This window comes from Rahnella sp. PD4, assembly GCF_049199325.1.
Taxonomy (GTDB): Bacteria; Pseudomonadota; Gammaproteobacteria; order Enterobacterales; family Enterobacteriaceae; genus Rahnella; species Rahnella perminowiae.
This window is the reverse complement of the sequence record NZ_JBLZQF010000003.1, coordinates 397,600-421,518: the sequence shown is the minus strand read 5'-3', so window position 1 is coordinate 421,518 and position 23,919 is coordinate 397,600. Positions and strand designations below refer to the sequence as shown.

The 23,919-nt window shown below is 54.1% G+C and carries 22 protein-coding genes and 1 other RNA gene; 4 read left to right on the top strand and 19 right to left on the bottom strand.

The genetic code is table 11. The features are described 5' to 3' along the window. Positions 1 to 8: 8 nt before the first annotated feature. Positions 9 to 908, bottom strand: a complete 900-nt coding sequence (locus ACOZIO_RS10790) for a carbohydrate ABC transporter permease (RefSeq protein WP_129952992.1) — start codon at positions 906 to 908, stop codon at positions 9 to 11. Beyond that, positions 898 to 1,770, bottom strand: coding sequence for a carbohydrate ABC transporter permease (locus tag ACOZIO_RS10785; protein WP_129952993.1), 873 nt, complete (start codon positions 1,768 to 1,770; stop codon positions 898 to 900). Before ACOZIO_RS10785 ends, ACOZIO_RS10790 begins: the two co-directional genes overlap by 11 nt. A 325-nt stretch (positions 1,771 to 2,095) precedes the next feature. On the opposite strand from ACOZIO_RS10785, the gene ACOZIO_RS10780 reads away from it, so the two are divergent. Together ACOZIO_RS10780 and ACOZIO_RS10775 are read left to right on the top strand one after the other, a co-directional pair. Then, complete coding sequence (locus ACOZIO_RS10780) at positions 2,096 to 2,875, top strand: type IV toxin-antitoxin system AbiEi family antitoxin domain-containing protein (RefSeq protein WP_421595259.1); 780 nt, start codon at positions 2,096 to 2,098, stop codon at positions 2,873 to 2,875. Further along, positions 2,862 to 3,785, top strand: coding sequence for a nucleotidyl transferase AbiEii/AbiGii toxin family protein (locus tag ACOZIO_RS10775; protein WP_217139402.1), 924 nt, complete (start codon positions 2,862 to 2,864; stop codon positions 3,783 to 3,785). The genes ACOZIO_RS10780 and ACOZIO_RS10775 overlap by 14 nt, the downstream gene beginning before the upstream one ends. Positions 3,786 to 3,861: 76 nt before the next feature. Here ACOZIO_RS10775 and ACOZIO_RS10770 read toward each other — a convergent pair whose 3' ends face one another. From ACOZIO_RS10770 to ACOZIO_RS10690, 17 genes are all read right to left on the bottom strand, one after another. Beyond that, a complete protein-coding gene (locus ACOZIO_RS10770) occupies positions 3,862 to 4,182 on the bottom strand; it encodes a hypothetical protein (protein ID WP_217139403.1) in 321 nt (106 codons plus the stop codon). A 398-nt stretch (positions 4,183 to 4,580) separates the two neighbouring features. Continuing rightward, positions 4,581 to 5,513, bottom strand: coding sequence for a ribokinase (rbsK, locus tag ACOZIO_RS10765; RefSeq protein ID WP_129952996.1), 933 nt, complete (start codon positions 5,511 to 5,513; stop codon positions 4,581 to 4,583). Further along, positions 5,510 to 6,454: an allose kinase gene (alsK, locus tag ACOZIO_RS10760; RefSeq protein WP_129952997.1), complete on the bottom strand. Its 945-nt coding sequence runs from the start codon at positions 6,452 to 6,454 to the stop codon at positions 5,510 to 5,512. The genes rbsK and alsK overlap by 4 nt, the downstream gene beginning before the upstream one ends. 15 nt (positions 6,455 to 6,469) lie before the next feature. Next, the gene (alsE, locus tag ACOZIO_RS10755; RefSeq protein WP_129991419.1) at positions 6,470 to 7,150 is read right to left on the bottom strand and encodes a D-allulose 6-phosphate 3-epimerase; all 681 of its coding nucleotides are present in this window, start codon (positions 7,148 to 7,150) and stop codon (positions 6,470 to 6,472) included. Positions 7,151 to 7,188: 38 nt separating this feature from the next. Then, positions 7,189 to 8,274: an ABC transporter permease gene (locus ACOZIO_RS10750; protein ID WP_129952999.1), complete on the bottom strand. Its 1,086-nt coding sequence runs from the start codon at positions 8,272 to 8,274 to the stop codon at positions 7,189 to 7,191. Between the two features lie 11 nt (positions 8,275 to 8,285). Beyond that, positions 8,286 to 9,275 (bottom strand): ABC transporter permease, encoded by a 990-nt coding sequence (locus ACOZIO_RS10745; RefSeq protein WP_217139405.1) that lies wholly within the window; start codon positions 9,273 to 9,275, stop codon positions 8,286 to 8,288. Beyond that, the gene (locus ACOZIO_RS10740; protein WP_421595258.1) at positions 9,268 to 10,800 is read right to left on the bottom strand and encodes a sugar ABC transporter ATP-binding protein; all 1,533 of its coding nucleotides are present in this window, start codon (positions 10,798 to 10,800) and stop codon (positions 9,268 to 9,270) included. The genes ACOZIO_RS10745 and ACOZIO_RS10740 overlap by 8 nt, the downstream gene beginning before the upstream one ends. A 2-nt stretch (positions 10,801 to 10,802) precedes the next feature. Beyond that, positions 10,803 to 11,789, bottom strand: coding sequence for a substrate-binding domain-containing protein (locus ACOZIO_RS10735; protein WP_238483365.1), 987 nt, complete (start codon positions 11,787 to 11,789; stop codon positions 10,803 to 10,805). A gap of 18 nt (positions 11,790 to 11,807) precedes the next feature. After that, complete coding sequence (locus ACOZIO_RS10730) at positions 11,808 to 12,665, bottom strand: DeoR/GlpR family DNA-binding transcription regulator (protein ID WP_129953002.1); 858 nt, start codon at positions 12,663 to 12,665, stop codon at positions 11,808 to 11,810. A gap of 332 nt (positions 12,666 to 12,997) precedes the next feature. After that, positions 12,998 to 13,741, bottom strand: coding sequence for an SDR family oxidoreductase (locus ACOZIO_RS10725; RefSeq protein WP_129953003.1), 744 nt, complete (start codon positions 13,739 to 13,741; stop codon positions 12,998 to 13,000). 142 nt (positions 13,742 to 13,883) lie between these two features. Next, positions 13,884 to 16,757 carry an aminomethyl-transferring glycine dehydrogenase gene (gene gcvP, locus ACOZIO_RS10720; protein ID WP_129953004.1) on the bottom strand — a complete coding sequence of 958 codons (2,874 nt, stop codon included), beginning with the start codon at positions 16,755 to 16,757 and terminating at the stop codon, positions 13,884 to 13,886. A 109-nt stretch (positions 16,758 to 16,866) separates the two neighbouring features. Further along, entirely contained in the window at positions 16,867 to 17,253 is a 387-nt protein-coding gene (gene gcvH, locus ACOZIO_RS10715) for a glycine cleavage system protein GcvH (RefSeq protein WP_129953005.1), read from the bottom strand. A 60-nt stretch (positions 17,254 to 17,313) separates the two neighbouring features. Next, the gene (gene gcvT / locus ACOZIO_RS10710; RefSeq protein WP_129953006.1) at positions 17,314 to 18,411 is read right to left on the bottom strand and encodes a glycine cleavage system aminomethyltransferase GcvT; all 1,098 of its coding nucleotides are present in this window, start codon (positions 18,409 to 18,411) and stop codon (positions 17,314 to 17,316) included. A 310-nt stretch (positions 18,412 to 18,721) separates the two neighbouring features. Then, positions 18,722 to 19,948, bottom strand: a complete 1,227-nt coding sequence (gene ubiI, locus ACOZIO_RS10705) for an FAD-dependent 2-octaprenylphenol hydroxylase (protein ID WP_421595257.1) — start codon at positions 19,946 to 19,948, stop codon at positions 18,722 to 18,724. Between the two features lie 17 nt (positions 19,949 to 19,965). Continuing rightward, positions 19,966 to 21,144, bottom strand: coding sequence for a 2-octaprenyl-6-methoxyphenyl hydroxylase (gene ubiH / locus ACOZIO_RS10700; RefSeq protein ID WP_129953008.1), 1,179 nt, complete (start codon positions 21,142 to 21,144; stop codon positions 19,966 to 19,968). 1 nt (position 21,145) lies between these two features. Then, a complete protein-coding gene (pepP, locus tag ACOZIO_RS10695; protein ID WP_129991417.1) occupies positions 21,146 to 22,462 on the bottom strand; it encodes a Xaa-Pro aminopeptidase in 1,317 nt (438 codons plus the stop codon). 60 nt (positions 22,463 to 22,522) lie between these two features. Beyond that, entirely contained in the window at positions 22,523 to 23,095 is a 573-nt protein-coding gene (locus ACOZIO_RS10690) for a YecA family protein (RefSeq protein WP_129953010.1), read from the bottom strand. Positions 23,096 to 23,348: 253 nt separating this feature from the next. Between ACOZIO_RS10690 and zapA the strand changes: the two genes are divergently transcribed. Both zapA and ssrS read left to right on the top strand, forming a co-directional pair. Continuing rightward, positions 23,349 to 23,678 carry a cell division protein ZapA gene (gene zapA, locus ACOZIO_RS10685; RefSeq protein ID WP_013576788.1) on the top strand — a complete coding sequence of 110 codons (330 nt, stop codon included), beginning with the start codon at positions 23,349 to 23,351 and terminating at the stop codon, positions 23,676 to 23,678. A gap of 47 nt (positions 23,679 to 23,725) precedes the next feature. Further along, positions 23,726 to 23,909, top strand: a non-coding RNA gene (gene ssrS, locus ACOZIO_RS10680) — 6S RNA. Positions 23,910 to 23,919 lie beyond the last annotated feature (10 nt).

Genomic DNA, 23,919 nt, shown 5'->3' with positions numbered 1-23,919 from the left:
TGACTCCTTTATTTGATCCCGGAAAAACCGAAGCTTTTCAGGAATTGTTTCTGAAAAATAATGAACGCCAGCATCAGCGGCAGGCACACCATCAGCGTGCCGGCGGTAATTAACCCCCATTGTCCGCCTGACTCTGCGCCCATCGCGAAAGACACCAGCCCGACGGTCAGCACCTGTTTATCCGGGTCATTAAGTACCATCAGCGGCCACAGGTATTCATTCCAGTGATAGGTAATGCTGACGGTGGCAAAGGCCAGGATGGCGGGCCACGACATGGGGATCAGTACGCGGAACACCACCTGCCACCAGCGGCAGCCTTCCATCAGCGCAGCCTCTTCGATTTCACGGGGAATGCTGAGAAACGCCTGACGCATCAGGAACACACCAAACGCCGAGGCAAAGTACGGCATCATCACGCCGGTCAGGGTATTGAGCAGTCCGAACTGTTTGAGGATCATCATGTTCGGTACCATCATGATGACGGGCATGATCATCAGTTGAATCAGCAACAGATAGAACAGCGTCTGTTTGCCGCGAAATTCGTGATACGCGAACACGTAACCGGCAGTGGTGATGGTCACCAGCTGAACCAGAAAGGTGCCGAAGGAGAAAAAGAGGGTATTGGCGTAAAGCCGCAGCCAGTCGGCGCTGTCCCACGCATCGCGGAAGTTTTGCAACGTCAGCGGGAAACGCGGTAACAGCGAGGCCATATCCGGCGCAAAACTGCTTTCACTGAAAGCCGACGACAGCATCCACAGGAAAGGCGCCATCCATAAAAACGCGGCGCACAACAATAAAACCGGCAGCGTCGAACGACGCGCACCGCGCAATAACATCGACGGTGAACGCGCGCCCTGACGGGATTTTTTGCCGGTCATCACCGGCACTTCAGACGTTTCAACGCTCATAGTGAGCTCCTCTTTCCAGCACACGCAGGTTCAGCATCGAAAAACCAAACAGCAGCACCAGCGTCAGGAATGTCGCCGCCGAGGCTTTGCCTAAATCGTGGGTGTCATTCGCCAGACTCTGGATGTAATACAACAATACGGTGGTGGCGTTATTCGGTCCGCCCTGCGTCATCACCGCGACATGATCTATCTGGGTAATCGAATAAATCAGCGCGATAGTGACCACAAAACTGATGGTCGGGCGCAAAAGCGGCAATGTGATATAGAAGAAAACCTGCGGGCGCGACGCGCCTTCCATCAGCGCCGCTTCGCGTGCTGAGGCGGGGATTGACTGCAATCCGGCAAGGAAAAACAGCATGTAATAGCCGGCAAATTTCCACACGCCGATCACGCTCAGCGCAATCAGTGCGCTGTTGCTCATGCCGAGGTAATTGTTATTCATCGGCCCGAATACTTTGGCCAGGTAGTAATCCAGCAGCCCCATACCGGGCATGAAAATGAACAACCACAAGGTAGCAGCACTGACCAGCGGGATAATCATCGGGAAGAAAAACGCGGTACGCAGCCAGCGGTTCAGCGAGGTGTTTTCCCACAGCGCGACCGCCAGCAGCAGCGCCAGAATAATGCCGGGGACCACGGTCATCAGGATGTACGCCAGATTATTGAGCAGCGCACGCCAGAAGACTGAATCCTGGATCAGGCGCAGATAGTTTTGCAGGCCAACAAACGGCGGCGCGTCTGACGACAGACGGCTGTCAAACAGACTGTCCATCGCTGACTGAAATAAGGGGTAATAGGTAAATAAAAACAGAAAAATCAGCGTCGGCAGCAAAATCAGATAAGGGAACAACGTGCGGCGCATTACAGGGTACCGGTCAGCGAAATAAGGTGCCTATCCTGTCCTGCATTTGTGTCAGCCACATGGCGGGAATGTGATGGTTATTTGAATGAAATATGAGCAATGTTACTGAACAAATAGAGATTTGGGTTTCTGAACCCGCACTGATTTAACCCAGTGAACAACCTCCCTTAGAAATAACGGTAAATTACCACTTTAAAAAATCATGATATGTCAACTAATAAGCTACACATACCGATATTTTTAAACGACTACTCTCTACCCTTTTTTCACTTATGCCGCTATGCTGCTTTAAATTATTCTTAATCTGTCATCCTTAAGGCGACATATGAGAAAAAATATAAACTGGCTGTTTCTGAATACTTATCCCGGCCAGATCATGCTCCAGACATGGCTGACGTCTCAGGGCATTGAACGAAGCAGTTCGTCGAAATACGTAAAAGAAGGCTTACTCAAACGGCTGGATACAGGCGTCTATTGCCGCGCCGGCAAAGAACCTGGCTGGGTTGATGCCGTACATTGCCTGCAGACACAATGGAATAAACCGGTTCACATTGCAGGATTAACCAGTCTGAACCTGCAGGGCAGCTCTCATTATCTTGAACTGAGCACAGCACGTATGTGGCTCAACCTTCCACCGCGAGTCTATTTGCCGAAATGGTTGCAGCATGTGCCAGGCGTTAAGTGGTATTCCGCTGCTAATAATCGTCTGGAAAGCGCCGACAACGCATTCCTGAAAGAGGTCACGGTCTCCTCACTGAAGATCACATGCAGCTCTGCCGAACTGGCGGCCTATGAAGTCGCCAATAATGTTCCAAAACTTATCGAGTTTACGCATGCGAACGAATTGTTTCAGGGGCTGATCAGCCTTAATCCGAAAAAGTTGCAGTTGATCCTTTCAGCAAGTGATGCGGTTAAAACCAATCGCGTATTTATGTTTCTTGCACAGAGAAATCAGCATAAGTGGTTTGAACGCCTTGACGTTACCCGGATCAAAATGGGCAACGGCGCACGGCAGATTGAAGCCGGTGGCAGGCTGGATACCGACTATCAAATAACCGTTCCGGCCAGTCTGATAAGGAATATCAGGGAAGATGAACAATTCTGAGTACTACAGAAATCAGGTCAGATTACTCGTTGAATGCCTGCCCTCAATCGAGCATGAAAAATGTTTTGCTCTGAAAGGCGGAACGGCGATAAATCTCTTTATTCGCAACTTTCCCCGCTTATCGGTTGATATCGATTTAGCGTACGTGCCCGTTCAGGACAGAAATTTGACGCTTGAAGAGATTTCGGGCGCGCTTCAACGAATAGTTCAAAGACTGAATATCGCCGGATTCCTGGCTCAGATGCAGGAAACCAACGGTCCGGATGCCCGCATTTTTGTCAGAAACAGAGAAGGTATAAATATCAAAATTGAGGTCAACCATGTCTGGCGGGGATTGCTTAATCCGCCCGAGCAACGTGACGTGCAGGACGATGTGGCTGACCAATTCGGATTTGCAGAAATCAGTGTGGTCTCGATGCCAGATCTGTATGGCGGCAAGATTTGCGCAGCAATGGACCGGCAGCATCCGCGAGATTTATTTGATGTAAGACTTCTTCTGGAAGACAGCGGGATCACCAGAGAAATCTATTACGGGTTCCTTGCTTATATGCTCGGACATACCCGCCCGATGGCAGAAATTCTGGATCCAAACTGGAAAGATCTCCGTCAGCCCTTTGAAAATGAATTTGAAGGGATGACGACTGCCCCCGTAACACTTGAAGAATTAAATGGGGTACCCACTGCTTTAACGGCTGCTTTGAAGAAGCATTTCACGGCACAGGATCATCGTTTTTTACTGTCATACGAACAGGGTCAACCAGACTGGTCCCTTTTCCCGCACGATCTTTCAGCCTTTCCGGCTATACGCTGGAAACAACAAAATCTTCTCAAACTAAAAGAACAAGATCGGGAGAAATGGGAACGGACGATTGAAAAACTCAGGGGAGTAGTAGACGGGTGGCTTGCTTAATCCCGGCGAAGCAAAGGCGATCGGGTTCTTATATCGATCGCCAAAAGATTTCTTTTAAATCAGCTAATGTTCCGGTTTACGCCTGAGTTTTATTTCTCACCAGCGCAATCCCCGCCTTCTCTGACAATTCAAACAGTGCCGGAAGCAGATGCGCCGAGGCTTTCAGATACGCGCTCACTTGCGATACGCCTTCCGGCGGCAACAGTTCGCTATTCTCCAGCCCTTCACTCAGGCACAGCAAACCGTGGCAAAGTCCTTCGGCGGATTCAGACGCGACAGCGCCCAGATCGTAAAGCTGGGGATCGGTGAAATCGCTCAGATCCAGATCAGCAATCAGGCCGCGGAAAACGGTGAGGGAATTATCGGGATGGTTGGTTTCGGTATTCATGTCAGTCATGATGATTATTCCATTACTAGATTTGAGTTTCATCACGCCTTCAGGTTCCAAACTAAAGGTGTGACTCAGGCAGGTTTGGAACTCCGGATCTAGCGACCGGCCAATCATTAAGATTGCCCTGCCTAAGCCACGAATTGAGTGTGCACGTAGCCCCTGAAAAAAAACAAGTTTTTTCAGCACCAGATGTTCGGAGTTCCAAGTCCGGCTACGGTTCTTCCGCAGCGAAACGACTATATTCCTGATATTTTCTGAATGAAACGGGCTGGATGGATTTACAGGGAGTTACTGTGAAATCTGGAAGATGTCTCGCAGGAATGACGCCGTCCGGCTCCCTCCCCTGCGAAGGGGAGGAGCAAGAAAAACTCGCAACCTTCGCAGGGGCAAAAGGCAACCCTGCTTCAAACCACCACAACCCCCATCCGCTCACGCGCTTCTTCATATGTCGGCATCGATGCCGCCGCGCCCGCCCTTTCCACGCAAACAGAGGCGTAAGCGGAGGCGAATTGTGCGGCGTCGGGGAGTGTGGCGCCGGCGGCGAGTTGTGAGGCCAGCGCACCGTTGAAGGCGTCGCCTGCACCGGTGGTATCGACCGGGGTCGCCGGGCAGGCCCGGATAATCTGCGTTTCGCCGTTGACAGAAAGCAGCGCGCCCTGCGTGCCTAAGGTGATGATCAGCGCCCGGATCCCTTTATCGTGCAGCGCCTGGGCAGCGCGGCCGGCGGAAGGAAGATCATGTACGTCTATCCCCGTCAGCAGCGTACATTCCGTGGCATTCGGCGTGAGTAAATCCACCTGTGACAGCAGATGGTCAGACACCGGCTGAAACGGCGCAGGATTGAGGATAATGTAGGTGCCGTTATCCCTGGCGATACCGATCAGTTTTTCAATCGCAGACAGGTTGTTTTCGAGCTGCGTCAGCAGGATATCGGCGGCGGCGACAGCCGGACGGCACTGTTCAACCTCCTCGTCGGTAACCGTCAGGTTTGCACCCGGATCGACGGCAATCATATTCTCAGCATCGGCTCCCGCGACATAAATCAGTGCGTTACCGGTCGGGCATTCGCTGGTGGAAAACAACGTGACGGCATCAAAACCGGCACCGTCAAGGTGGCGGCGGGCAAACATGCCGAAATCATCGCGACCGACTTTACCGATGTAATGTACCCGCGCACCGGCACGCAGCGCGGCGACGGCCTGGTTCGCGCCCTTGCCGCCCGCGCCCATCATGCTGTTGCGGGCGATCAGGGATTCTCCCGGTTTCGGGAAACGCGCCATGCCTGCGACAATATCGAGGTTGAAAGAACCAAATACGCATACCTTGCCTTTGTTCATGCCTCTCTCCTGAAAGATAATGTACCGGCGGCCAGAGCTGGCTGCGACGGAAAAACACGCTGTGCGGCTAAACACGCGCCACGGCAACCGGTTTCATCGGTGACGGCGCTGAAATGAATGGTGAGATCGTTAGCCGGAAACGGACTGCGTAAATGGCTGCGTAATTGCTGTTCGAGTTCAGCCAGCGGAAACTTTTTCATCGCCAGCACACCGCCACCCAGCACTAAATATTCGGGATCAAGAATGTTCATTTCGCTGGCCACCGTGCGTGCCAGTCGTGCCACAAATTCGGTTAAATCCACATGCCCGGCATGGCGCACAAACAGTTCGGCGAACGGCGTTTGTGGCGCGTGTTGCTGCGCCCAGCCTGTCAGCCAGTTGCCGGAGGTCAGTGTCTCAACGCAGCCGGTTTTACCGCACGGGCAGTCTAGTGAATTCTCTGCCAGAGGAATGTGCCCCAGTTCACCTGCGCCGCCGTGTGCGCCGTGATAAAAATCACCGTTGATCCACAAACTGTTGCCAAGCCCAGTGCCAAGATACAGACCGACGGCAACATCCGGCAGTGTGTTGTGTTGCGTTAAATCCCACCACATCAGATGGTTAACGTCTTTGTCCATCGCCACCGGCAAATGTAACCTTTCCGAGAGCAGCGTCGCCACCGGCTGATTATCCAGCGCCGAAATGAACGGCAGCGACAACACAGTTTGCCGGTCGCGGGACAATACGCCCGGCAGCCCGAGCATTACCTGTGCCACCTGGTGGTGCGGATCCTGCGCCTGCAAATACGCTGTGATCAGCCTTTCCAGCCCCTGTAACGGATCGGACTGCCCTGCCCAGCTTTGGGTCGGCGTTTTGTGGTAGCCGCGAAAATTTTGCTGGCTGTCCATCAGCATTAAACGGGTATTCGTTCCCCCGACATCAACTCCAAGAAAATGCGGCATACGGCTCTCCTACCCTCAGGCTGCGTGACGCGCCTGACGCATCTGATCGAGCATTTTGTCCCAGGCAACATCCAGATCGCTGTCCAGCGTGAACAGGCCGGAACTGCCGACGATCAGCACTTCCGCGCCTGCGCCCATCAGATCCTGATAGGTTCGCAGGTTGCAGGAGCCGTCAATTTCGATCAGATAGCGGTAGCCTTTTTGCTGTTTGAGATCCCGCAGCTGCGCGATCTTCCCGAGCATTTCAGGGATGAACGGCTGACCGGCATAACCCGGATCCACGGTCATCACGGTAATTTTATCCAGCAGATGAATGTAGTGCTGGATGTACTCCACCGGCGTCGCCGGGTTGAGTACTACACCCACTTTTTTACCCAGCGAGCGGATCTGACTGATGATGCGGAATGCGTCGCGGTTAATGGTTTCGGCGTGCGGACAGATAAAATCGGCACCGGCTTTGGCGATGGGTTCGATAAAGTCAGCCGGATTTTCTACCATCATATGCACGTCCAGAATCAGCGGCGTATGCGGACGGATTTGCTCAATAAAGAACGGCGACAGCGTGATGTTTTTAACGTAATGACCGTCCATGATGTCGATATGCAACATGTCAGCGCGGCGGTTCAGCACCTCAAGCTGTTGTTTAATGTCGATCAGGCTCATGCACATCAGCGACGGAGAAATTTTGTATTCCATGGTGTTTTCCTAAGTCAGAGGCAATGTAAAAAGAGTCGTTAAGGTTGAGCCGCCCGCGCTTTGGCAGCGCTCATTCGCCCCGCCCTTTTTTGCAGATAACGGCTGCGGAAGAATTTCAGCGCCAGCACCACAATCAATACCGCGCCCCACATCGCCAGGCTGAAATGCGGGCTGACATTCATCAGGTTCAGGCCGGTGGAAATCACCTGCAGGACAATCAGCGAAAGCACGACGCCCGCCACTTTACCGAAACCACCGTTCGGATCCGTGCCGCCGAGAATAATGGCGAGCACCGTCAGCAGCAGGTATGAATCGCCGTAGCCCATGCGCGCCGAGTTAAAACGCGCCATCATAATCAGCCCGGCAATCACACATAACATGCTGGAAATGACATAGATGGCGATCAGCACACGGTGCGTATTCACGCCGCTGAAATGAGTGGCGTTGATGTTGCTGCCACTCATGTAGATGTATTTGCCGAGACGGGTGCGTTCTAAAAACACCGCGATTAACACCGCCGTCAGCAGGAAAATAATCAGCGGAACGGGCACACCGAGCAGGGTTTCCGCCCCGATAAAGCGCACGATATCCGGCATACCACTGATCGCCGCACCGCGTGAAAGATAGATACCGACACCATTGACCATGGTCATGGTCGCCAGCGTCACCAGAATCGGATGCGCACCGACATATGCCACCAGCGCACCGGTCAGCATGCCAATCACCAGCGCCAGAATCATCGCGCCAACCAGCGCCACGGTCAGCCAGACCGCCTGCATGGCCATACTGGCATCAGGCGGCAGCCAGGTCAGAAACACCCACGCCATCAGTAAACTGGTCAGGTTAGCAGTGGCAATAATGCACAGGTTCAGGCCGCCGCTGAGGATCGGGATAAACATCGCCAGCGTCAGTAAGCCGAGTTCCGGAAGCTGGAAGGCGACACTCATAAAGGTGGCGTCACTGAAGAATCGCCCCGGCATCGCCAGGCTGAAGCCGATGATCACCACCAGCAATAACAGCGATAATCCGAGCGTGGTGTTATCGATTTTTATGGCAGCCATTTTCAGACGAGGCCGCGCATCGGGCTTCGCTTTAAGACTCACATTTCTGCTTTTTGCGAACATAGCGGTTTTCCTCAGGCGAAGCCGACTTCGGTTTCTTTGCGTTTCTTATAATGGGTGACGGTGATGGCTGCGACGATCACCACGCCGATGACGATGTTCATGAAGTAACTGGAAACACCAATCAGGTTGAGGCCGTTTTTCAGCACGCCGATCAGGAACACGCCCATCAATGTGCCGACCACGCTGCCTTTGCCGCCGTTAAGACTGGCACCCCCGAGCACCGCCGCCGCTAGCACATCCAGCTCGCCGCCGACCAGCGCATTCGGTACCACTTCACCGACGCGATAGACCTGCACCAGCCCGCCAATCGCCGCCATGGCGCCGAGATAGCCATAGGCAAACAAATGCAGTAAACCGACACGGATGCCAATACGGCGCGCCGATTCCTGGTCGCCACCGACGGCAAACAACTGGCGTCCGAGATGGGTTTTATTGAGCAGCACCCAGCTCAGTGCGGCAACCGCCAGCATCACCACGACGGGCAACCCAATCTGATAATGCTGCTCACCCACGCTGAACGGCAGCACGCGGATCGGCGTGGTCAGCCAGTCCGGCAGGTCGTACAAACTGGTGCCGTTGGTCAGCCACATCAGCATGCCGAACAGCAGCGACTGCATACTGATGGTGACGATGATTGACACGATGCGCAGGCAGTAGATCAGAATGGCGTTGATCATCCCGAGCACAGTACCGATGGCGATAGCCAGCAAAATGCTGCCGGCCGGGCTGCTCAGACCGTAATGGATCGCCAGCGTGGCGATAGCGTACTGCACCACGGAGGCGACGGCGGCAAACGAAATATCGATACCGCCCGTCACCAGTACCACAAACAGACCGAGGGCAAAAATACCACTGACAGCGTAGCTTTCGGTCAGATCCAGCAGGTTCTGTAACGTCAGAAACTGAGGGGTCAGTAAGGAAAAAGTGACAATAACCGCCAGCAGCACCCAGGCTAAATAGCCTTCGTTGCCGGACGGACGTAACCGGCTGAGCTTAAGCATTGACCGCCTCCGCAAGTTGTTGCTGGGTAATCGTACCCGGCAGATATTCTCCGATTACCGTGCCTTCAGAGAAATGCAGCACACGGTCGCAGTTGAAATAGACCTCCGGAACCTCGTCGGAAATCAGCAGAATGGAAATACCCTCTTCTGCCAGCTGATGGATCAGCTGATAAATGCTGGCTTTGGCACCGACATCGACGCCGACAGTGGGTGAATCGAGGATCAGGATTTTCGGCTGTGTCAGCACCCATTTCGCGAGCACGATTTTTTGCTGATTGCCGCCTGAAAGCGTGGAGATCGCCTGTTCGGGGTTCGCCACTTTGACGCCGAGTTTCTCGATCCACTGCTGGATGATTTTGTTTTTGCGGTATTCGTCGATCAGGTGAAAACGGCTGCGCAGCTGATCCATGATCGCCAGCACGGTATTGTCCCCGACCGACTGTTGCTGGATCAGGCCGAGCGTCAGGCGATCTTCCGACACGTAACCGACACCCGATTTGATCGCGTCTTCGTGACTGCGAAAACGTACCGGTTTGCTGTCGAGATAGATTTTGCCGCTGTCCGGTTTGGTCATGCCAAACAGGCTGAGTGCCAGTTCGGTGCGGCCGCTGCCGAGCAGGCCGCATAAACCGAGCACTTCACCGGCGTGCAGTTTGAAACTGACATTGTGATACTGGCCTGCGCGGCTGAGTTTGTCGGTTTCCAGCATGATGCGCTCGTCATTCATGTTGGCGGCTTTCAGGCGGTAATCGAGTTTCAGGCCGGTCATCAGTTCGGTCAGGCGTTCGCTGCTGACCTCAGACGCCGGGAAAGTGCCGACTTTTTTGCCGTCACGGATAACCGTCACGCTGTCGGAAATCTCCAGCACTTCATCGAGACGATGGCTGACGAACACCACGCTGATCCCTTTGCTTTTCAGATAATGCACGGTACGCAACAGCTGATTAACTTCTGTACGGGTCAGCGAGGCGGTCGGCTCATCCATAATCACTAAACGCGCATCCGCCACCAGCGCACGGCAAATGGCCACCTGCTGACGCTGGGCAATTGGCAGCGACGAGACTTTACTGTCGAGATCGAGCGAATAATTCAACTCGGTCAGAATACGCCGGGCCGTTTCCCGCAGGCGTGACGGGCGGTACCAGCCCATCAGCCCCTGTAAGTTGTGGTCGAAAGCAATATTTTCGAACACGCTGAGATTCGGAAACAGCGACAGATCCTGATAAATCACCTGTACGCCAAACTGCCGCGCCTGATCCGGAGACAGCTTGCTGAAACTCTGGCTACCCTCAGACGGCGAACTGAGCGTGATCAGGCAACCGTTATCCGGCTGGTAAACCCCCGAGATCACTTTGATCAACGTACTTTTCCCGCAGCCATTTGTGCCCGCCAGGCAGTGAACTTCGCCCTGCATCAGCCGCAGGGAAATGTCATTAAGCGCACGCTGTCCGCCAAACGTTACCGACAGATTTTGCACATCAATCAGCGGCGTGTTGTCTGTTTGAATGATCTCGGAGATTGCCATGATTACAGCCCCATTTTGACCAGTTTTGGCAGGTTCGCTTTATCCAGGCTTTCGGTTTCATTGCCCAGAATGGTGTGCGTTGCCTCGTCCACTTTCACTTTGCCCATGCCTTCAATGGTCATGCCGTCAGTGATTTTTTCGCCTTTTTCCAGCTTCTCGGCGATGCGCACAAAGACTTCACCCGCGATCATCGGGTTCCAGATAAAGCCGCCTTTGATGGCTCCGGCTTTCACCAGGCTGGCACCCTGCCCCGGGCTGAACGGCCCGAACACACAGACGTCGTCAGTTTTGCCACGATTAAGTACCGCGCGGCCTGCGCCAATCGGTCCCTGTGAACCAATCGCCAGAATACCTTTCAGGTTGGCGTCTTTAGACATCAGGTCGTTGGTGGTACGGATGCTGTCATCAAGAGACTCACCGACACCAAATTTGTCACCCACCAGATGCATATCCGGATAATGTGCTTTCTGGTAATTAATGGCCGCATCGGCCCATTTCTGATGGAGCGGCACGGTCAGACTGCCGACATACACCGCGTAATCGCCTTTTTCTTTCATGCACTGCGCCAGGGCAATCATGTGATTAATACCGTGCTGTGTGGCATCGACCATTTCGAAATCCCAGTCGGCATATTTTTGATCCGGTGATTCATGCACGATGACTTTGATCCCGGCGTCGCGCGCACGTTTCAGTACCGGCTCCAGCACGCGGGCGTCGTTGGGTACCACACCGATCACATCCACTTTCTGGGCGATCAGATCTTCAATCGCACGCACCTGCAATGCCGGATCCGCACTGGTCGGCCCGACCTGCCACGCGTCGATACCACGTTTGGCCGCTTCGCTTTTGATCCCGGCTTCCATTGCGTTGAACCAGGCGTTACCGCCGACTTTCACCACCACGCCCATACGAATTTTGTCGGCGGCATGCGCAGACAGGGACAACATGGCTGTGGCGAACAGGCAGGCAAGAACGGATTTCTTGATCATGTTTACTCTCCTGGGAGGTCAGTTATTTGCCGCAGCTAACGGATCGTTGCGGCTGTTTTTAGTTTTTTTCTGTAGGGGTGACGGAGAAACTTCAATCACGTTAACGTTGCTCCAGGCCAGTTCCTGGCGGAATTCTTCATCCTCCAGATGGTCTGTTATCAGTGTGTCGATTTCCCGGTAGTGGCAGATCCGCGCAAAGGAGCGGCGGCCGAATTTGCTGGAGTCAGCCAGCAAAATTTTATGCTCGGAGGAAAGCAGCATTTGCTGTTTCAGCCGCGCATGATGTTCATTGCTTTCACGGATGCCGCCTTCGTGGCTGATCCCGTGACAGGAGAAAAACAGTTTGTTGATGACGAACTCTTTCAGCATTTGTTCGGCCAGCACACCGACGAAATCTTCATATTTCGCCGAGTATTCCCCCCCCAGCCCGATCACGCGTACGTTAGCTTTCACCGCCAGCGTCTGAATGATGTGCACCGAGTTGGTCAGTACCACCAGTTGGATATCAGGCATCTGGCGCGCCAAAAACCAACTGCTGGAACTGCTGTCGAGCAGCAAGCAATCGCCGGGATTAATCAGTTGCAATGCCCGTTTGGCGATACGCGTTTTACTGTCAGGTGACTGATTACTGCGATCACGAAAGGACTCACCCTGTTCAATCTGCGACGGCACGTAGGTTTTTTCCGCCGTCGAATGTTCTCTGTACACCGCGCCGCCATGGCTGCGTAATAACACGCCGTGCTTTTCCAGCAACGCCAGGTCACGCCGCGCGGTCTCCAGAGAGATACGGCATAACTGGGCCACTTCCTGCACCAGAATGCGTCCGCGCTGGCTGAGAATTTCGGTGATATATCGATGTCGCTCTACTGGCAGCATGTGTTGATTCCTCTTTCCCGATGTCAAATAGGATACGCAGCCGGATGTTTGCAGAATGCGCAGTGCCTCAAAGGCGACCGTGCGCATTTTCTGCCACCGTCGACCTGTGATATTTGTCACGAAAAGATGAGAAGAAATGAAATGTTAAAGTTTGGATCTGTGGCGGGAACGGCATTAAATCGTTATTTGCGTTGCAACAGAACAGCAACAGATCTGCAAACGGTCACAATTCCTCGGGCCTTTGAATGCCCGTTAATGACCGTTTGTGTGGAATTGACCGGCTGGACATAAAAAAGCGCCCGCAGGCGCTTAGGAGGGAGCAGAAATGTGTTTTACCTTCCGCCCGCCAGCTCGAGAAAGCTGCCGGTGACGTAGGAAGCAGAATCCGACAGCAGCCAGGAAATCGCCTGTGCGACTTCTTCCGGCTGGCCACCGCGCTGCATCGGCAGATTGGCTTTCACGCGATCGACGCGCCCCGGCTCACCGCCGCTGGCGTGCATTTCGGTGTAGATCAGACCAGGACGCACACAGTTAACACGAATACCGTACGCCGCCACTTCCAGCGCCAGACCGGTGGTCAGTGTATCCACTGCGCCTTTCGATGCCGCGTAATCCACATATTCGCCCGGCGCGCCCAGCCGGGAAGCCGCCGAGGACACATTCACAATCGCCCCGCCCTTTCCGCCATGACGATGCGACATGGTTTTCACCGCCTCTCGGCAGCACAGGAAATAGCCGGTCACGTTAGTAGACAGCACTTTGTTGATGCGTTCAGCGGAGAGATTTTCAAGGGTGGTCTGCCGGAATAAAATCCCGGCGTTGTTCACCAGCGCGGTGATTGGGCCGAGTTCGGCACTCAGCTGTTTGAACATCGCCACAACCTGCGCTTCATCGGCGATATCAGCTTTGAGTGCAATAGCTTTGCCACCGGCCTGCTGGATTTCATCGATGACGGAGTGCGCTGCGGTGTCGTTATTGACGTAATTCACACCGACGGCGTAACCCTGCTGTGCCAGCAGAAGAGCCGTTGCCCGGCCAATGCCACGGCTGGCACCGGTGACGAGAGCGATTTTCATGAGTGACTCCATTGGGAAAATGAAGAAAGTGTAGGAGAAACTGAAAGAAAGGGGAGTTTAGCTTAGCTCCTCCCCTTCGCAGGGGAGGAGCCGATCGAGTTTTTAACGCCTCACCCTTCTCAGCGAGGAGCGGAACGGAGTCTTACTCGTAATCTGACATCGGGACACACGAACAGAACAGGTTTCTGTCGCCGTAGACATCATCCAGACGCTTCACGGTTGGCCAGTACTTGTTATCATAACCGGCCGGGAATACCGCAACTTCACGGCTGTACGGGTGGTTCCAGTCACTGACCAGCTCATTCTGCACGTGCGGTGCATTCACCAGCGGGTTGTCTTCCAGCGGCCATTCACCTTTCGCCACACGGTCGATTTCACTGCGAATTGCCAGCAGTGCATCGATAAAGCGATCCAGTTCCACTTTGCTTTCTGATTCTGTTGGTTCAACCATCAGCGTACCGGCAACCGGGAAGGACATGGTCGGGGCATGGAATCCGTAGTCGATCAGGCGTTTGGCGATATCCATTTCACTGATACCGGTGGTTTCTTTCAGCGGACGGATATCCAGAATGCATTCGTGTGCCACACGACCGTCACGGCCGGTATACAGCACCGGATACGCCTCTTTCAGACGGGTCGCGATGTAGTTGGCGTTCAGGATAGCGACCTGACTGGCTTGTTTCAGGCCTTCCGCGCCCATCATGCGGATGTACATCCAGCTGATAGGCAGGATGGAAGCACTGCCGAACGGAGCCGCAGACACCGCACCGTTTTGCGTCAGCACACCGTCAATCTGCACTACGCTGTGACCCGGAACGAATGGCGCCAGATGCGCTTTCACACCAATCGGGCCCATGCCAGGACCGCCGCCGCCGTGCGGAATACAGAAGGTTTTATGCAGGTTGAGGTGCGAGACATCCGCGCCAATATAACCCGGCGTAGTGATGCCAACCTGTGCGTTCATGTTCGCACCGTCAAGGTAAACCTGACCGCCGTACTGGTGAACAATCTGGCAAACTTCGCGGATGGTTTCTTCGTAAACGCCGTGCGTTGACGGGTAAGTCACCATGATGCAAGACAGCTCATCGCCGGCTTTCGCCGCTTTCTCACGCAGATCGCTGAGATCGATGTTGCCCTGTTTATCGCAGGCAACCACCACTACGCTCATGCTCGCCATCTGTGCAGATGCCGGATTAGTGCCGTGCGCTGAACTTGGGATCAGACAGATGTGACGACTGCTTTCATTGCGGCTTTCGTGGTAGCGGCGAATCGCCAGCAGACCCGCGTATTCACCCTGCGCACCGGAGTTGGGTTGCATACATACCGCATCATAGCCGGTGAGCTGAACCAGCCACTGTGACAGCTGACCAATCATTTGCTGATAACCGGCAGCCTGTTCAGTCGGGCAGAACGGATGCAGTTCAGCGAATTCCGGCCAGGTGATAGGGATCATTTCTGCCGCCGCATTGAGTTTCATGGTGCAGGAACCCAGCGGGATCATCGCCTGATTCAGCGCCAGATCCTTTTTCTCCAGACGGTGCATATAACGCATCATCTCGGTTTCGCTGTGGTACTGGTTGAATACCGGATGCGTCAGGATCGGATCCGCACGCAGCATGGCGGCAGGAATGGCGTTGCTGTCAGTCGATGCCGCTTTATCCAGCTTGTCGATATCCAGACCGTTGTCGTCCCCCAGCAGGGCAGCAAACAGAATCTGAACATCTTCGCGGGAGGTCGCTTCGTCGAGCGTGATACCCACCGCGCCGTGGATATCAGTACGCAGGTTCAGGCCGAAGCTCAGCGCGCGTTCCAGCACCGCTGCTTTATCTTTGACTTCAACGGTCAGCGTATCGAACCAGGTGTTATGACGCAGCGTCAGGCCGCCCTGTTTCAGGCCTGCGGCCAAAATATCGGTCAGACGGTGAATGCGTGACGCAATGCGTTTCAGGCCTTCAGGACCGTGGAATACCGCATACAGGCTGGCAATGTTCGCCAGTAAAACCTGCGAGGTACAAATGTTAGAGTTAGCTTTTTCGCGGCGGATATGTTGCTCGCGGGTCTGCATCGCCATACGCAGTGCGGTTTTGCCCGCAGCATCACGGGAAACCCCGATGATACGGCCCGGCATGGAGCGTTTGAATTCATCTACACAGGCGAAGAAGGCCGCGTGCGGGCCGCCGTAACCCATCGGCACACCAAAGCGTTGCGCCGAACCGAAGACCACGTCCGCGCCCTGCCTGCCCGGTGCAGCCAGCAGCACCAGCGCCATAATATCAGCCGCTACGGTGGTGATAATTTTGCGGGATTTCAGTTCGCCCAGCAGCGCGGTGTAATCATGTACTTCGCCGGTGGTGCCCACCTGCTGTAACAGCACGCCAAATACACCTTCCAGCTCAAGCACTTTTTCGGCTTTATCGACAATAATGTCAAAACCGAATGTTTCCGCACGGGTACGTACGACATCCAGCGTTTGCGGATGCACATCGTCAGCCACGAAGAAGCGGTTAGCGTCTTTCAGTTTGCTGGCGCGTTTTGCCAGCGCCATCGCTTCGGCGGCGGCAGTCGCTTCATCGAGCAAGGAAGCAGAAGCCAGATCCAGACCGGTCAGATCTAACGTCAGTTGCTGGAAATTCAGCAACGCCTCAAGACGCCCCTGGGACACTTCCGGCTGATACGGCGTATAAGCGGTATACCAGCCCGGGTTCTCCAGCATGTTGCGCAGGATAACCGGCGGCGTCAGCACCGCGCTGTAACCCATACCAATGTAGGATTTATAACGTTGGTTCTGGCTGGCAATAGCTTTCAGCTCAGCCAGCGCCTGATGTTCAGTCACGGCATCGCCGACAGCCGGCGGGCCGGGTAACTGGATATCGACCGGAACGATCTGCTGGATCAGCGCATTTAAGGAATCCGCACCGACCGTTTCCAGCATCTGTTGCTGCTGCTGAGAAGACGGACCGATATGGCGGCCGATAAAAGCTTCGCTGTGTTCAAGTTGGCTGAGAGTCTGAGTCATTTGCTACGCATTCCTGAAATCTGCTGGAGGTGTCTTGGGATACTGACAAAAGCTACGGGTCTGGATCTGCCCCGCAAGCGGGTTACGGGGCGGGTAAAACAGTGTTTAATCAGTCTTCAATGGATGCTGAATAGGCTTGTGCATCAAGCAGGTTAGCCAGTTCGCTTTCATCTGATGCTTTAATCTGGAACAGGAAACCGGTGTCATATGGCTCGCTGTTGACCAGCTCCGGAGAACCTTCCAGTTCAGCGTTTACCGCAATGATTTCGCCGCTGATCGGAGAGTAAATGTCGGAAGCCGCTTTGACGGATTCCGCCACGGCGCAGTCTTCACCGGCGGCAACTTCACGGCCCACTTCCGGCAGATCAACAAATACCATGTCGCCCAGTAATTCCTGTGCGTGTTCGGTGATACCTACGGTGTAAATTCCGTTACCTTCTGAACGAATCCACTCGTGGGAAGACGCGTATTTCAAATCTGCTGGAACATTGCTCATTATATTTTCTCCAAAAAAGTGCTTAATTCAGCGTTAACTGGATAATTTTATGTCGGATTTTTACTGCGCCAGCGGTTTGCCGTTACGGACAAAACCTGGCTTCGTGACTTTCACCGGCATTTCGCGGTTACGGATTTGCACAATCGCGTGCCCGCCAATGCCCGCCGGAACGCGTGCCAGCGCAATACTGTAGCCCAGCGTCGGAGAGAATGAGCCGCTGGTGATCACGCCTTCCAGCGTGTTGCCCGCGCTGTCGGTGAATCGCACCGGCAGTTCGTTACGCAATACACCTTTCTCCGTCATCACCAGACCAACCAACTGTTCAGTGCCCTGCTCGCGCTGTCTTTCCAGTGCGTCACGGCCGATAAAATCACGGTCTTCCGGTACCCAGGCGATGGTCCAGCCCATGTTGGCGGCCAGCGGTGATACGCCTTCATCCATTTCCTGACCGTAGAGATTCATGCCCGCTTCCAGACGCAAGGTGTCACGCGCGCCCAGACCGGCTGGCTTCACGCCTGCGGCCAGCAGTTTTTGCCAGAAATCAGCAACCTGCTCTTGCGGCAGCGCGATTTCATAACCCGCTTCGCCGGTGTAACCGGTGGTCGCGATAAACAGGTCGCCCGCCTGAACGCCGAAGAATGGCTTCATGCCCGCTACCGCTTGTTTTTGTTCAGCGGTAAACAGGGTTTCTGCTTTTTCTTTCGCATGAGGTCCCTGCACGGCAACCAGTGCCAGATCATCACGCACCGTCAGTTCGATACCGTACGGCTCTGCATGCTGCGAAATCCATGCCAGATCTTTCTCACGGGTCGCTGAGTTAACCACCAGACGGAAATAGTTTTCATTAAGGAAGTAAACGATCAGATCGTCAATGACGCCGCCGGAGGCATTGAGCATGCCGGTGTACAGCGCTTTACCCGGGGCAGTCAGTTTGGCGACATCGTTCGCCAGAAGATAACGGAGGAATTCACGGGTACGGGCACCGTGGAGATCGACAATGGTCATGTGCGAGACGTCAAACATACCGGCATCCTGACGCACAATGTGGTGTTCATCCAGCTGGGAGCCGTAATGCAAAGGCATCATCCAGCCGTGGAAATCGACCATACGCGCGCCGCACGCAACATGTTGTTCATAAAGCTGAGTCTGCTTAACCATCTTATTCCTCATTTCATTAAGTGCATAAACAGCACACCGCGCAAACGATACCCTTTGCCTGAACTTACCACTGAATCTCCCTGCTAACCATAAGTTAAAATATGCAGAGCGGTGGGAATGTCAGTGATTTCACAGGGGCATTTTGCAGAGTTTTTGACTGGTAAACTGGGGTTTGTGGCGCAAAATCTACAAATAAACAGCAAAAGTGTCGATGTTATATAACGACAAGGCCGGATTTCTCACCATTTGCAGAATGAGAAATCCGGCCCCGGATTAGAAAATGTAATGGAAAATTTTAGCTGAAATTAGATTATTTCAATCGAAGCGATGGCTCCTGTAACCATTCAGGTAAATCATTGAGCCCCATTGCCTGTCGGACCAGCTTCGGTTTGAGACCCGGCAGGGAATCCGCCAGCGTCAGGCCGATATCGCGCAGCAGTTTTTTGGCAGGATTGTCACCGGCAAACAGTTCGCGAAAGCCCTGCATTCCGGCAAGCATCAGCGCTGCGCTGTGTTTGCGGCGGCGCTCATAACGGCGCAGATACATATGCTGGCCAAAATCCTTGCCTTCTTTTTGCAGACGTTTGATTTCGGAGACCAGTTCAGCAGCATCCATAAAGCCTAAGTTGACACCCTGCCCGGCCAGCGGATGCACGGTGTGTGCCGCATCCCCGACCAGCGCCAGACGTTGTCCGGCGAAGCTGCGGGCATAACGTCCGGTCAGCGGGAAGGTCAGACGATCGCTTTCTACTGCACAAACACCAAGGCGCAGGTCAAAGGTGCTGGCGAGAATTTTGTTGAATGCTTCTGGCTCCAGCGCCCTCAGGCGCTGCGCTTCATCCGGAGATACTGACCAGACAATAGAAGACAAATGTGTATCCGCCAGCGGCAGAAATGCCAGAATGCCTTCACCGTGGAATACCTGCCGTGCCACAGACTGGTGCGGTTCTTCCGTGCGGATGGTCGCCACCAGTGCATGATGGCGGTAATCCCAAAAGGTCAGTGGAATATCGGCGTGCTGACGCAACCACGACTGTGCACCATCCGCCCCCACCACTAAGCGCGCACTGAGCTGACGATCATCATTGAGGGTAATGAAGGCTTCATTTTCACCCCATGCCACATTTTTCAATGTGGCTGATGTGAGCAGTGTAATGTCAGAAGATTTTTCCGCATGCTGCCACAAAGCACGGTGGATCACCTGATTTTCGATGATGTGCCCCAGATGGCTGAAACCGTATTCTTCGCCACGGAATGCAATTTTACCGAAGCTGTCGCGATCCCAGACTTCCATCCCCTGATAAGCATTGGCACGCTGAGCGATGATGCTGTCCCAGACACCCATATATTTCAGCAGGCGTTCACTGGCAGCATTGATCGCCGAAACCCGTAAACCCGGCTGTTCCGGCAACGGCGTATCGAGATCCGGCTGCTGGTTTTCCAGTACAGCAACGCGCAAACCGCTGCCCTGTAATCCGCACGCCAGCGCCAGACCCACCATTCCGCCACCGGCGATAACCACATCAAAAGATTGCATAATTTTTCCTGTAAGGATTAACGGTCAACCCAGCCCAGCGTCCGGCGGGTAAACGCATCACGTAGCGGCGTAATGCCTTCCATCGCCAGTAAACCAAGATTACGTCCGACCATTAATGGCAGCCAGCGGTTGGCAAAGAGATGGATCAGGCCATCCGTGACGCCGATGGTCGCCTGCTGATCAGGCTGACGGCGCCGCTGATATTCACTCAGCACAGGGTAACTACCGACGTCGGTGCCTTGTACGGCAGCATGGGCCAGCGTTTCCGCCAGCGTGATGACATCACGCAGACCGAGGTTAAAACCCTGTCCCGCAATCGGATGCAGCGTTTGCGCCGCGTTGCCCACCAGCGCCAGACGGTGACTGATATGGCTGTTAGCTTTTTGTAATTGCAGCGGATAACTGAAACGTTTACCGGCCTGGTTTAAGGTGCCCAGACGCCAGCCGAACGCTTTTTGCAACGCACTGAGAAACTGCGCTTCGCTCCAGTTATCGATTTCTTCTTTCGCTTCTCGCGGATGACACCAGACCAGGGAACTGCGGCCGTCGGACATCGGAAGCAGGGCCAGCGGTCCGTGCTGAGTGAAACGCTCAAACGCGCGGCCGTTGTGCGGCTCGCCGGTCGCAACGTTGGTGATGACGGCAATCTGTCCGTAATCTTCACGTTGCCAGCCAATATTGCAGGCTTTTGCCAGCGAAGAATGGGAACCGTCAGCGGCCACCAAAAGCTGTGCAGTCAGAACTTGGCCATCGTCGAGCGTCACGCTGGCGGAATCTTGCAAACGCGTGACATCTGTCACTTTCGCCGGACAATGCAACGTCACACCGGGAGCATTTTTCAGCATGGCAAAAAGACGCTTGCCCACTTCGTGCAGCTCAACCACCTGTCCCAGCGCTTCAACGCCATAATGCGCGGCATTAAGATTGACAAAAGCCGCGTGACCACGATCGCTGACGTGGATATCGCGGATTGGTGTGGCGATCGCCGCCAGCGCAGGCCAGATCCCCACCCGGGATAATTGCTGGCAGGTTCCCTGCGCCAGTGCGATCGAACGGGCATCAAAACCCGGATGCCCGTGATGCTCCGGCGCAGTGGCTTCCACCAGATGCACCGGCAAACGTCCCTGCGTCAGTGCAGAAATCGCCAGCGCCAGCGTGGCACCGGTCATTCCGCCGCCAACAATTACAATACTCATATTATTTCTGTGCCGCCGCCATTAACGCTTCAATATCATCGGCTTCTTTCACCACATCGCCGGTCAGAATTTCAATACCGGTAGCGGTGATCAGAATGTCGTCCTCGATGCGGATACCGATACCGCGGTACGCTTCCGGTACGTCAGCGTCCGGCGCAATATACAGGCCCGGTTCAACGGTCAGCACCATGCCCGGTTCCAGCGTCCGGCTGCGATCAACTGAACCGTAATGGCCGACGTCATGAACGTCCAGTCCCAGCCAGTGAGATAAACCGTGCATGAAGAACTGGCGGTGAGCCTGTTCAGCGTAAAGGGTTTCAACATCGCCTTTCATGACACCGAGTTTTACCAGACCTTCAATCATCACGCGTACTGCCGCTTCGGTCGCAGCCTGAATGCTGCTGCCCGGGCCGAAGACTGCCAGCGCTTTATATTCTGAGGCCAGCACGATGTCATAGATTTCACGCTGCGCTTTACTGAATTTACCGTTCACCGGGAAAGTACGGGTGATATCACCGGCATAGCCCTGATATTCACAACCGGCGTCGATCAACACTAAATCGCCGTCACGCAATTCACATTCGTTTTCGGTGTAATGCAGGATGCAGCCGTTTTCGCCTCCGCCCACAATGGTGTTGTAGGAAGGGTAACGCGCGCCATGACGGTTAAATTCGTGGTGAATTTCGCCTTCAAGCTGATATTCGAACATGCCCGGGCGGCATTTTTCCATCGCACGGGTATGCGCCAGCGCAGTGATATGTCCGGCGCGACGCATGATGGCAATTTCTTCAGCCGATTTGAACAGGCGCATATCATGCACCCAGGGACGCCAGTCAGTCACAGTGGCAGGCGCGGAGAGATTCTGGCGGAAGCCTTTGCGCAATTTTTCCATGGCGCGGTTAACGATTTCATCCGCATACGCGTAATCGCCTTGTGCGTGATACACCACATCGAGGCCATTAAACAGCAGATGAAGCTGGTCGTTGATATCATCAAAAGGCAGTGCTTTGGTCACGCCAAGTTTGGCGGGCGCAGCTTCCTGACCTAAACGACGACCAAACCAGATTTCAGCGGTGAGATCACGGACACGGTTAAACAGGACGCTGTGATTATGATTTTCATCACTTTTCACCAGGATCAATACCGCTTCCGGCTCATTGAAACCGGTGAAGTACCAGAAATCACTGCTCTGACGATACGGATATTCACTGTCGGCACTGCGTGGGGCTTCCGGCGCAGAAAAAATTACCGCAGCGCTGCCCGGTGCCATCTTCGCTAACAGCGCCTGACGACGATTCTCGTACTCTTGCTGAGTCATCACACCTTCTCCTGAAATCGTTTTAATGAGTGCAATTGCTTTATTTAATGCAACGTACGATTAATGCAACGTACGGTGATTTTCCGCAGCCGTCGGGCGACTGTGACCAAATTCACCAAAGCACAGGATGGCGGCGACACGGACATACTCCACCACTTCCTCTAAAGATTGTGCCAGCTGTTCCTGATCTTCATCTTCGTCGTAACCCAGTTGTGCGATGCTGCGTAAATCGTCGATCGCTTCACCCACTTCGCCTTTCACTTTGGCCAGTTTTGGCTGCATCATGCCCAGCCCGAGCAGGAAATGGTTCACCCATCCGGCCAGCGCATCGGCACGCTCAAAGACGTGTTTTTCATCGTCTGGCATCAACATTTTGAATTCGAAGCTGTCATCCTCGAGGGTGTCTGACGTCACTTTGCGCAGTTGTTGCAGCAAATCGGCCAGCGTGTGCGGGAAGGCTATGCCTTCGTTAGTCAGGTCATGCACCATCGTCAGCCAGCTGCCATCGCGATTGCCACCGCACAGCAAACCACTGATCAAACCGTGCATTTCTGCTGCGGTCAAAGCAACCGATTGTTGTTTCAGGTTTTGATCCAACGAATCGTAAGTAGGGTAAGTATTCTCAATAGACATGCGCATTCGCCATCGTTGGCAGGTTAAGTTCGTGTTATGCTACCACCAAGGTCTGTCGTAGTACCAGATTAGCAGCCCGTGATTGGGTGGTGTTAGGCATGAATGGCACGCCCTGAGCAATCGGGCAGCAATCAGTCGGTCATGGGGTTGTAACCTGGTATTGAGATAGTTATAGTGGCGCCCGCTTCCAACATCCTGCGCCAGGTCGTAGTGGTCACGTTGGGGCGGACGAATAAATCAGCAGGAAGGTGGCATGTCTGCACAACCGGTAGATATTCAAATTTTTGGTCGCTCTTTACGGGTGAATTGTCCGCCAGAACAACAGGAAGCACTGAATCTGGCAGCTGAAGATCTTAATCAGCGGTTGCAAGATCTGAAAGTTCGCACTAGAGTCACCAATACCGAGCAACTGGTATTCATCGCGGCATTGAACGTATGTCACGAACTTGCTCAGGAAAGGTTGAAAACTCGCGATTACGCATCCAATATGGAACAACGTATCCGGATGTTGCAACAAACCATCGAGCAGGCATTGCTCGAACAAGGCCGGATCTCTGAACGTGAAGGGGCGCCTTTCGAATAACACACGTTGCTGACTGACTGGTCACAGGTTGTCAGAAACGGTAAAAAATTTCTCTGAGATGTTCGCCAGCGGGCCCGTCCCCTGAGCCGATAATTAGTACCAACAGAATGTGATGATCCGTAATCGGTGCGCATGCTCGGCCCGTCCGAGAAGCCTAAAGATTGCGACAGCACGTTCACCTTGAACCATGGGTTCAAGGGTTACAGCCTGCGACGGCATCTCGGAGATCCCCCTTTCTTTG

Coding starts and splice junctions, on each gene's coding strand:
- ACOZIO_RS10790 (WP_129952992.1), bottom strand. CDS start 908: ATGAGCGTTGAAACGTCTGAAGTGCCGGTGATGACCGGCAAAAAATCC.
- ACOZIO_RS10785 (WP_129952993.1), bottom strand. CDS start 1,770: ATGCGCCGCACGTTGTTCCCTTATCTGATTTTGCTGCCGACGCTGATT.
- ACOZIO_RS10780 (WP_421595259.1), top strand. CDS start 2,096: ATGAGAAAAAATATAAACTGGCTGTTTCTGAATACTTATCCCGGCCAG.
- ACOZIO_RS10775 (WP_217139402.1), top strand. CDS start 2,862: ATGAACAATTCTGAGTACTACAGAAATCAGGTCAGATTACTCGTTGAA.
- ACOZIO_RS10770 (WP_217139403.1), bottom strand. CDS start 4,182: ATGACTGACATGAATACCGAAACCAACCATCCCGATAATTCCCTCACC.
- rbsK (WP_129952996.1), bottom strand. CDS start 5,513: ATGAACAAAGGCAAGGTATGCGTATTTGGTTCTTTCAACCTCGATATT.
- alsK (WP_129952997.1), bottom strand. CDS start 6,454: ATGCCGCATTTTCTTGGAGTTGATGTCGGGGGAACGAATACCCGTTTA.
- alsE (WP_129991419.1), bottom strand. CDS start 7,150: ATGGAATACAAAATTTCTCCGTCGCTGATGTGCATGAGCCTGATCGAC.
- ACOZIO_RS10750 (WP_129952999.1), bottom strand. CDS start 8,274: ATGTTCGCAAAAAGCAGAAATGTGAGTCTTAAAGCGAAGCCCGATGCG.
- ACOZIO_RS10745 (WP_217139405.1), bottom strand. CDS start 9,275: ATGCTTAAGCTCAGCCGGTTACGTCCGTCCGGCAACGAAGGCTATTTA.
- ACOZIO_RS10740 (WP_421595258.1), bottom strand. CDS start 10,800: ATGGCAATCTCCGAGATCATTCAAACAGACAACACGCCGCTGATTGAT.
- ACOZIO_RS10735 (WP_238483365.1), bottom strand. CDS start 11,789: ATGATCAAGAAATCCGTTCTTGCCTGCCTGTTCGCCACAGCCATGTTG.
- ACOZIO_RS10730 (WP_129953002.1), bottom strand. CDS start 12,665: ATGCTGCCAGTAGAGCGACATCGATATATCACCGAAATTCTCAGCCAG.
- ACOZIO_RS10725 (WP_129953003.1), bottom strand. CDS start 13,741: ATGAAAATCGCTCTCGTCACCGGTGCCAGCCGTGGCATTGGCCGGGCA.
- gcvP (WP_129953004.1), bottom strand. CDS start 16,757: ATGACTCAGACTCTCAGCCAACTTGAACACAGCGAAGCTTTTATCGGC.
- gcvH (WP_129953005.1), bottom strand. CDS start 17,253: ATGAGCAATGTTCCAGCAGATTTGAAATACGCGTCTTCCCACGAGTGG.
- gcvT (WP_129953006.1), bottom strand. CDS start 18,411: ATGGTTAAGCAGACTCAGCTTTATGAACAACATGTTGCGTGCGGCGCG.
- ubiI (WP_421595257.1), bottom strand. CDS start 19,948: ATGCAATCTTTTGATGTGGTTATCGCCGGTGGCGGAATGGTGGGTCTG.
- ubiH (WP_129953008.1), bottom strand. CDS start 21,144: ATGAGTATTGTAATTGTTGGCGGCGGAATGACCGGTGCCACGCTGGCG.
- pepP (WP_129991417.1), bottom strand. CDS start 22,462: ATGACTCAGCAAGAGTACGAGAATCGTCGTCAGGCGCTGTTAGCGAAG.
- ACOZIO_RS10690 (WP_129953010.1), bottom strand. CDS start 23,095: ATGTCTATTGAGAATACTTACCCTACTTACGATTCGTTGGATCAAAAC.
- zapA (WP_013576788.1), top strand. CDS start 23,349: ATGTCTGCACAACCGGTAGATATTCAAATTTTTGGTCGCTCTTTACGG.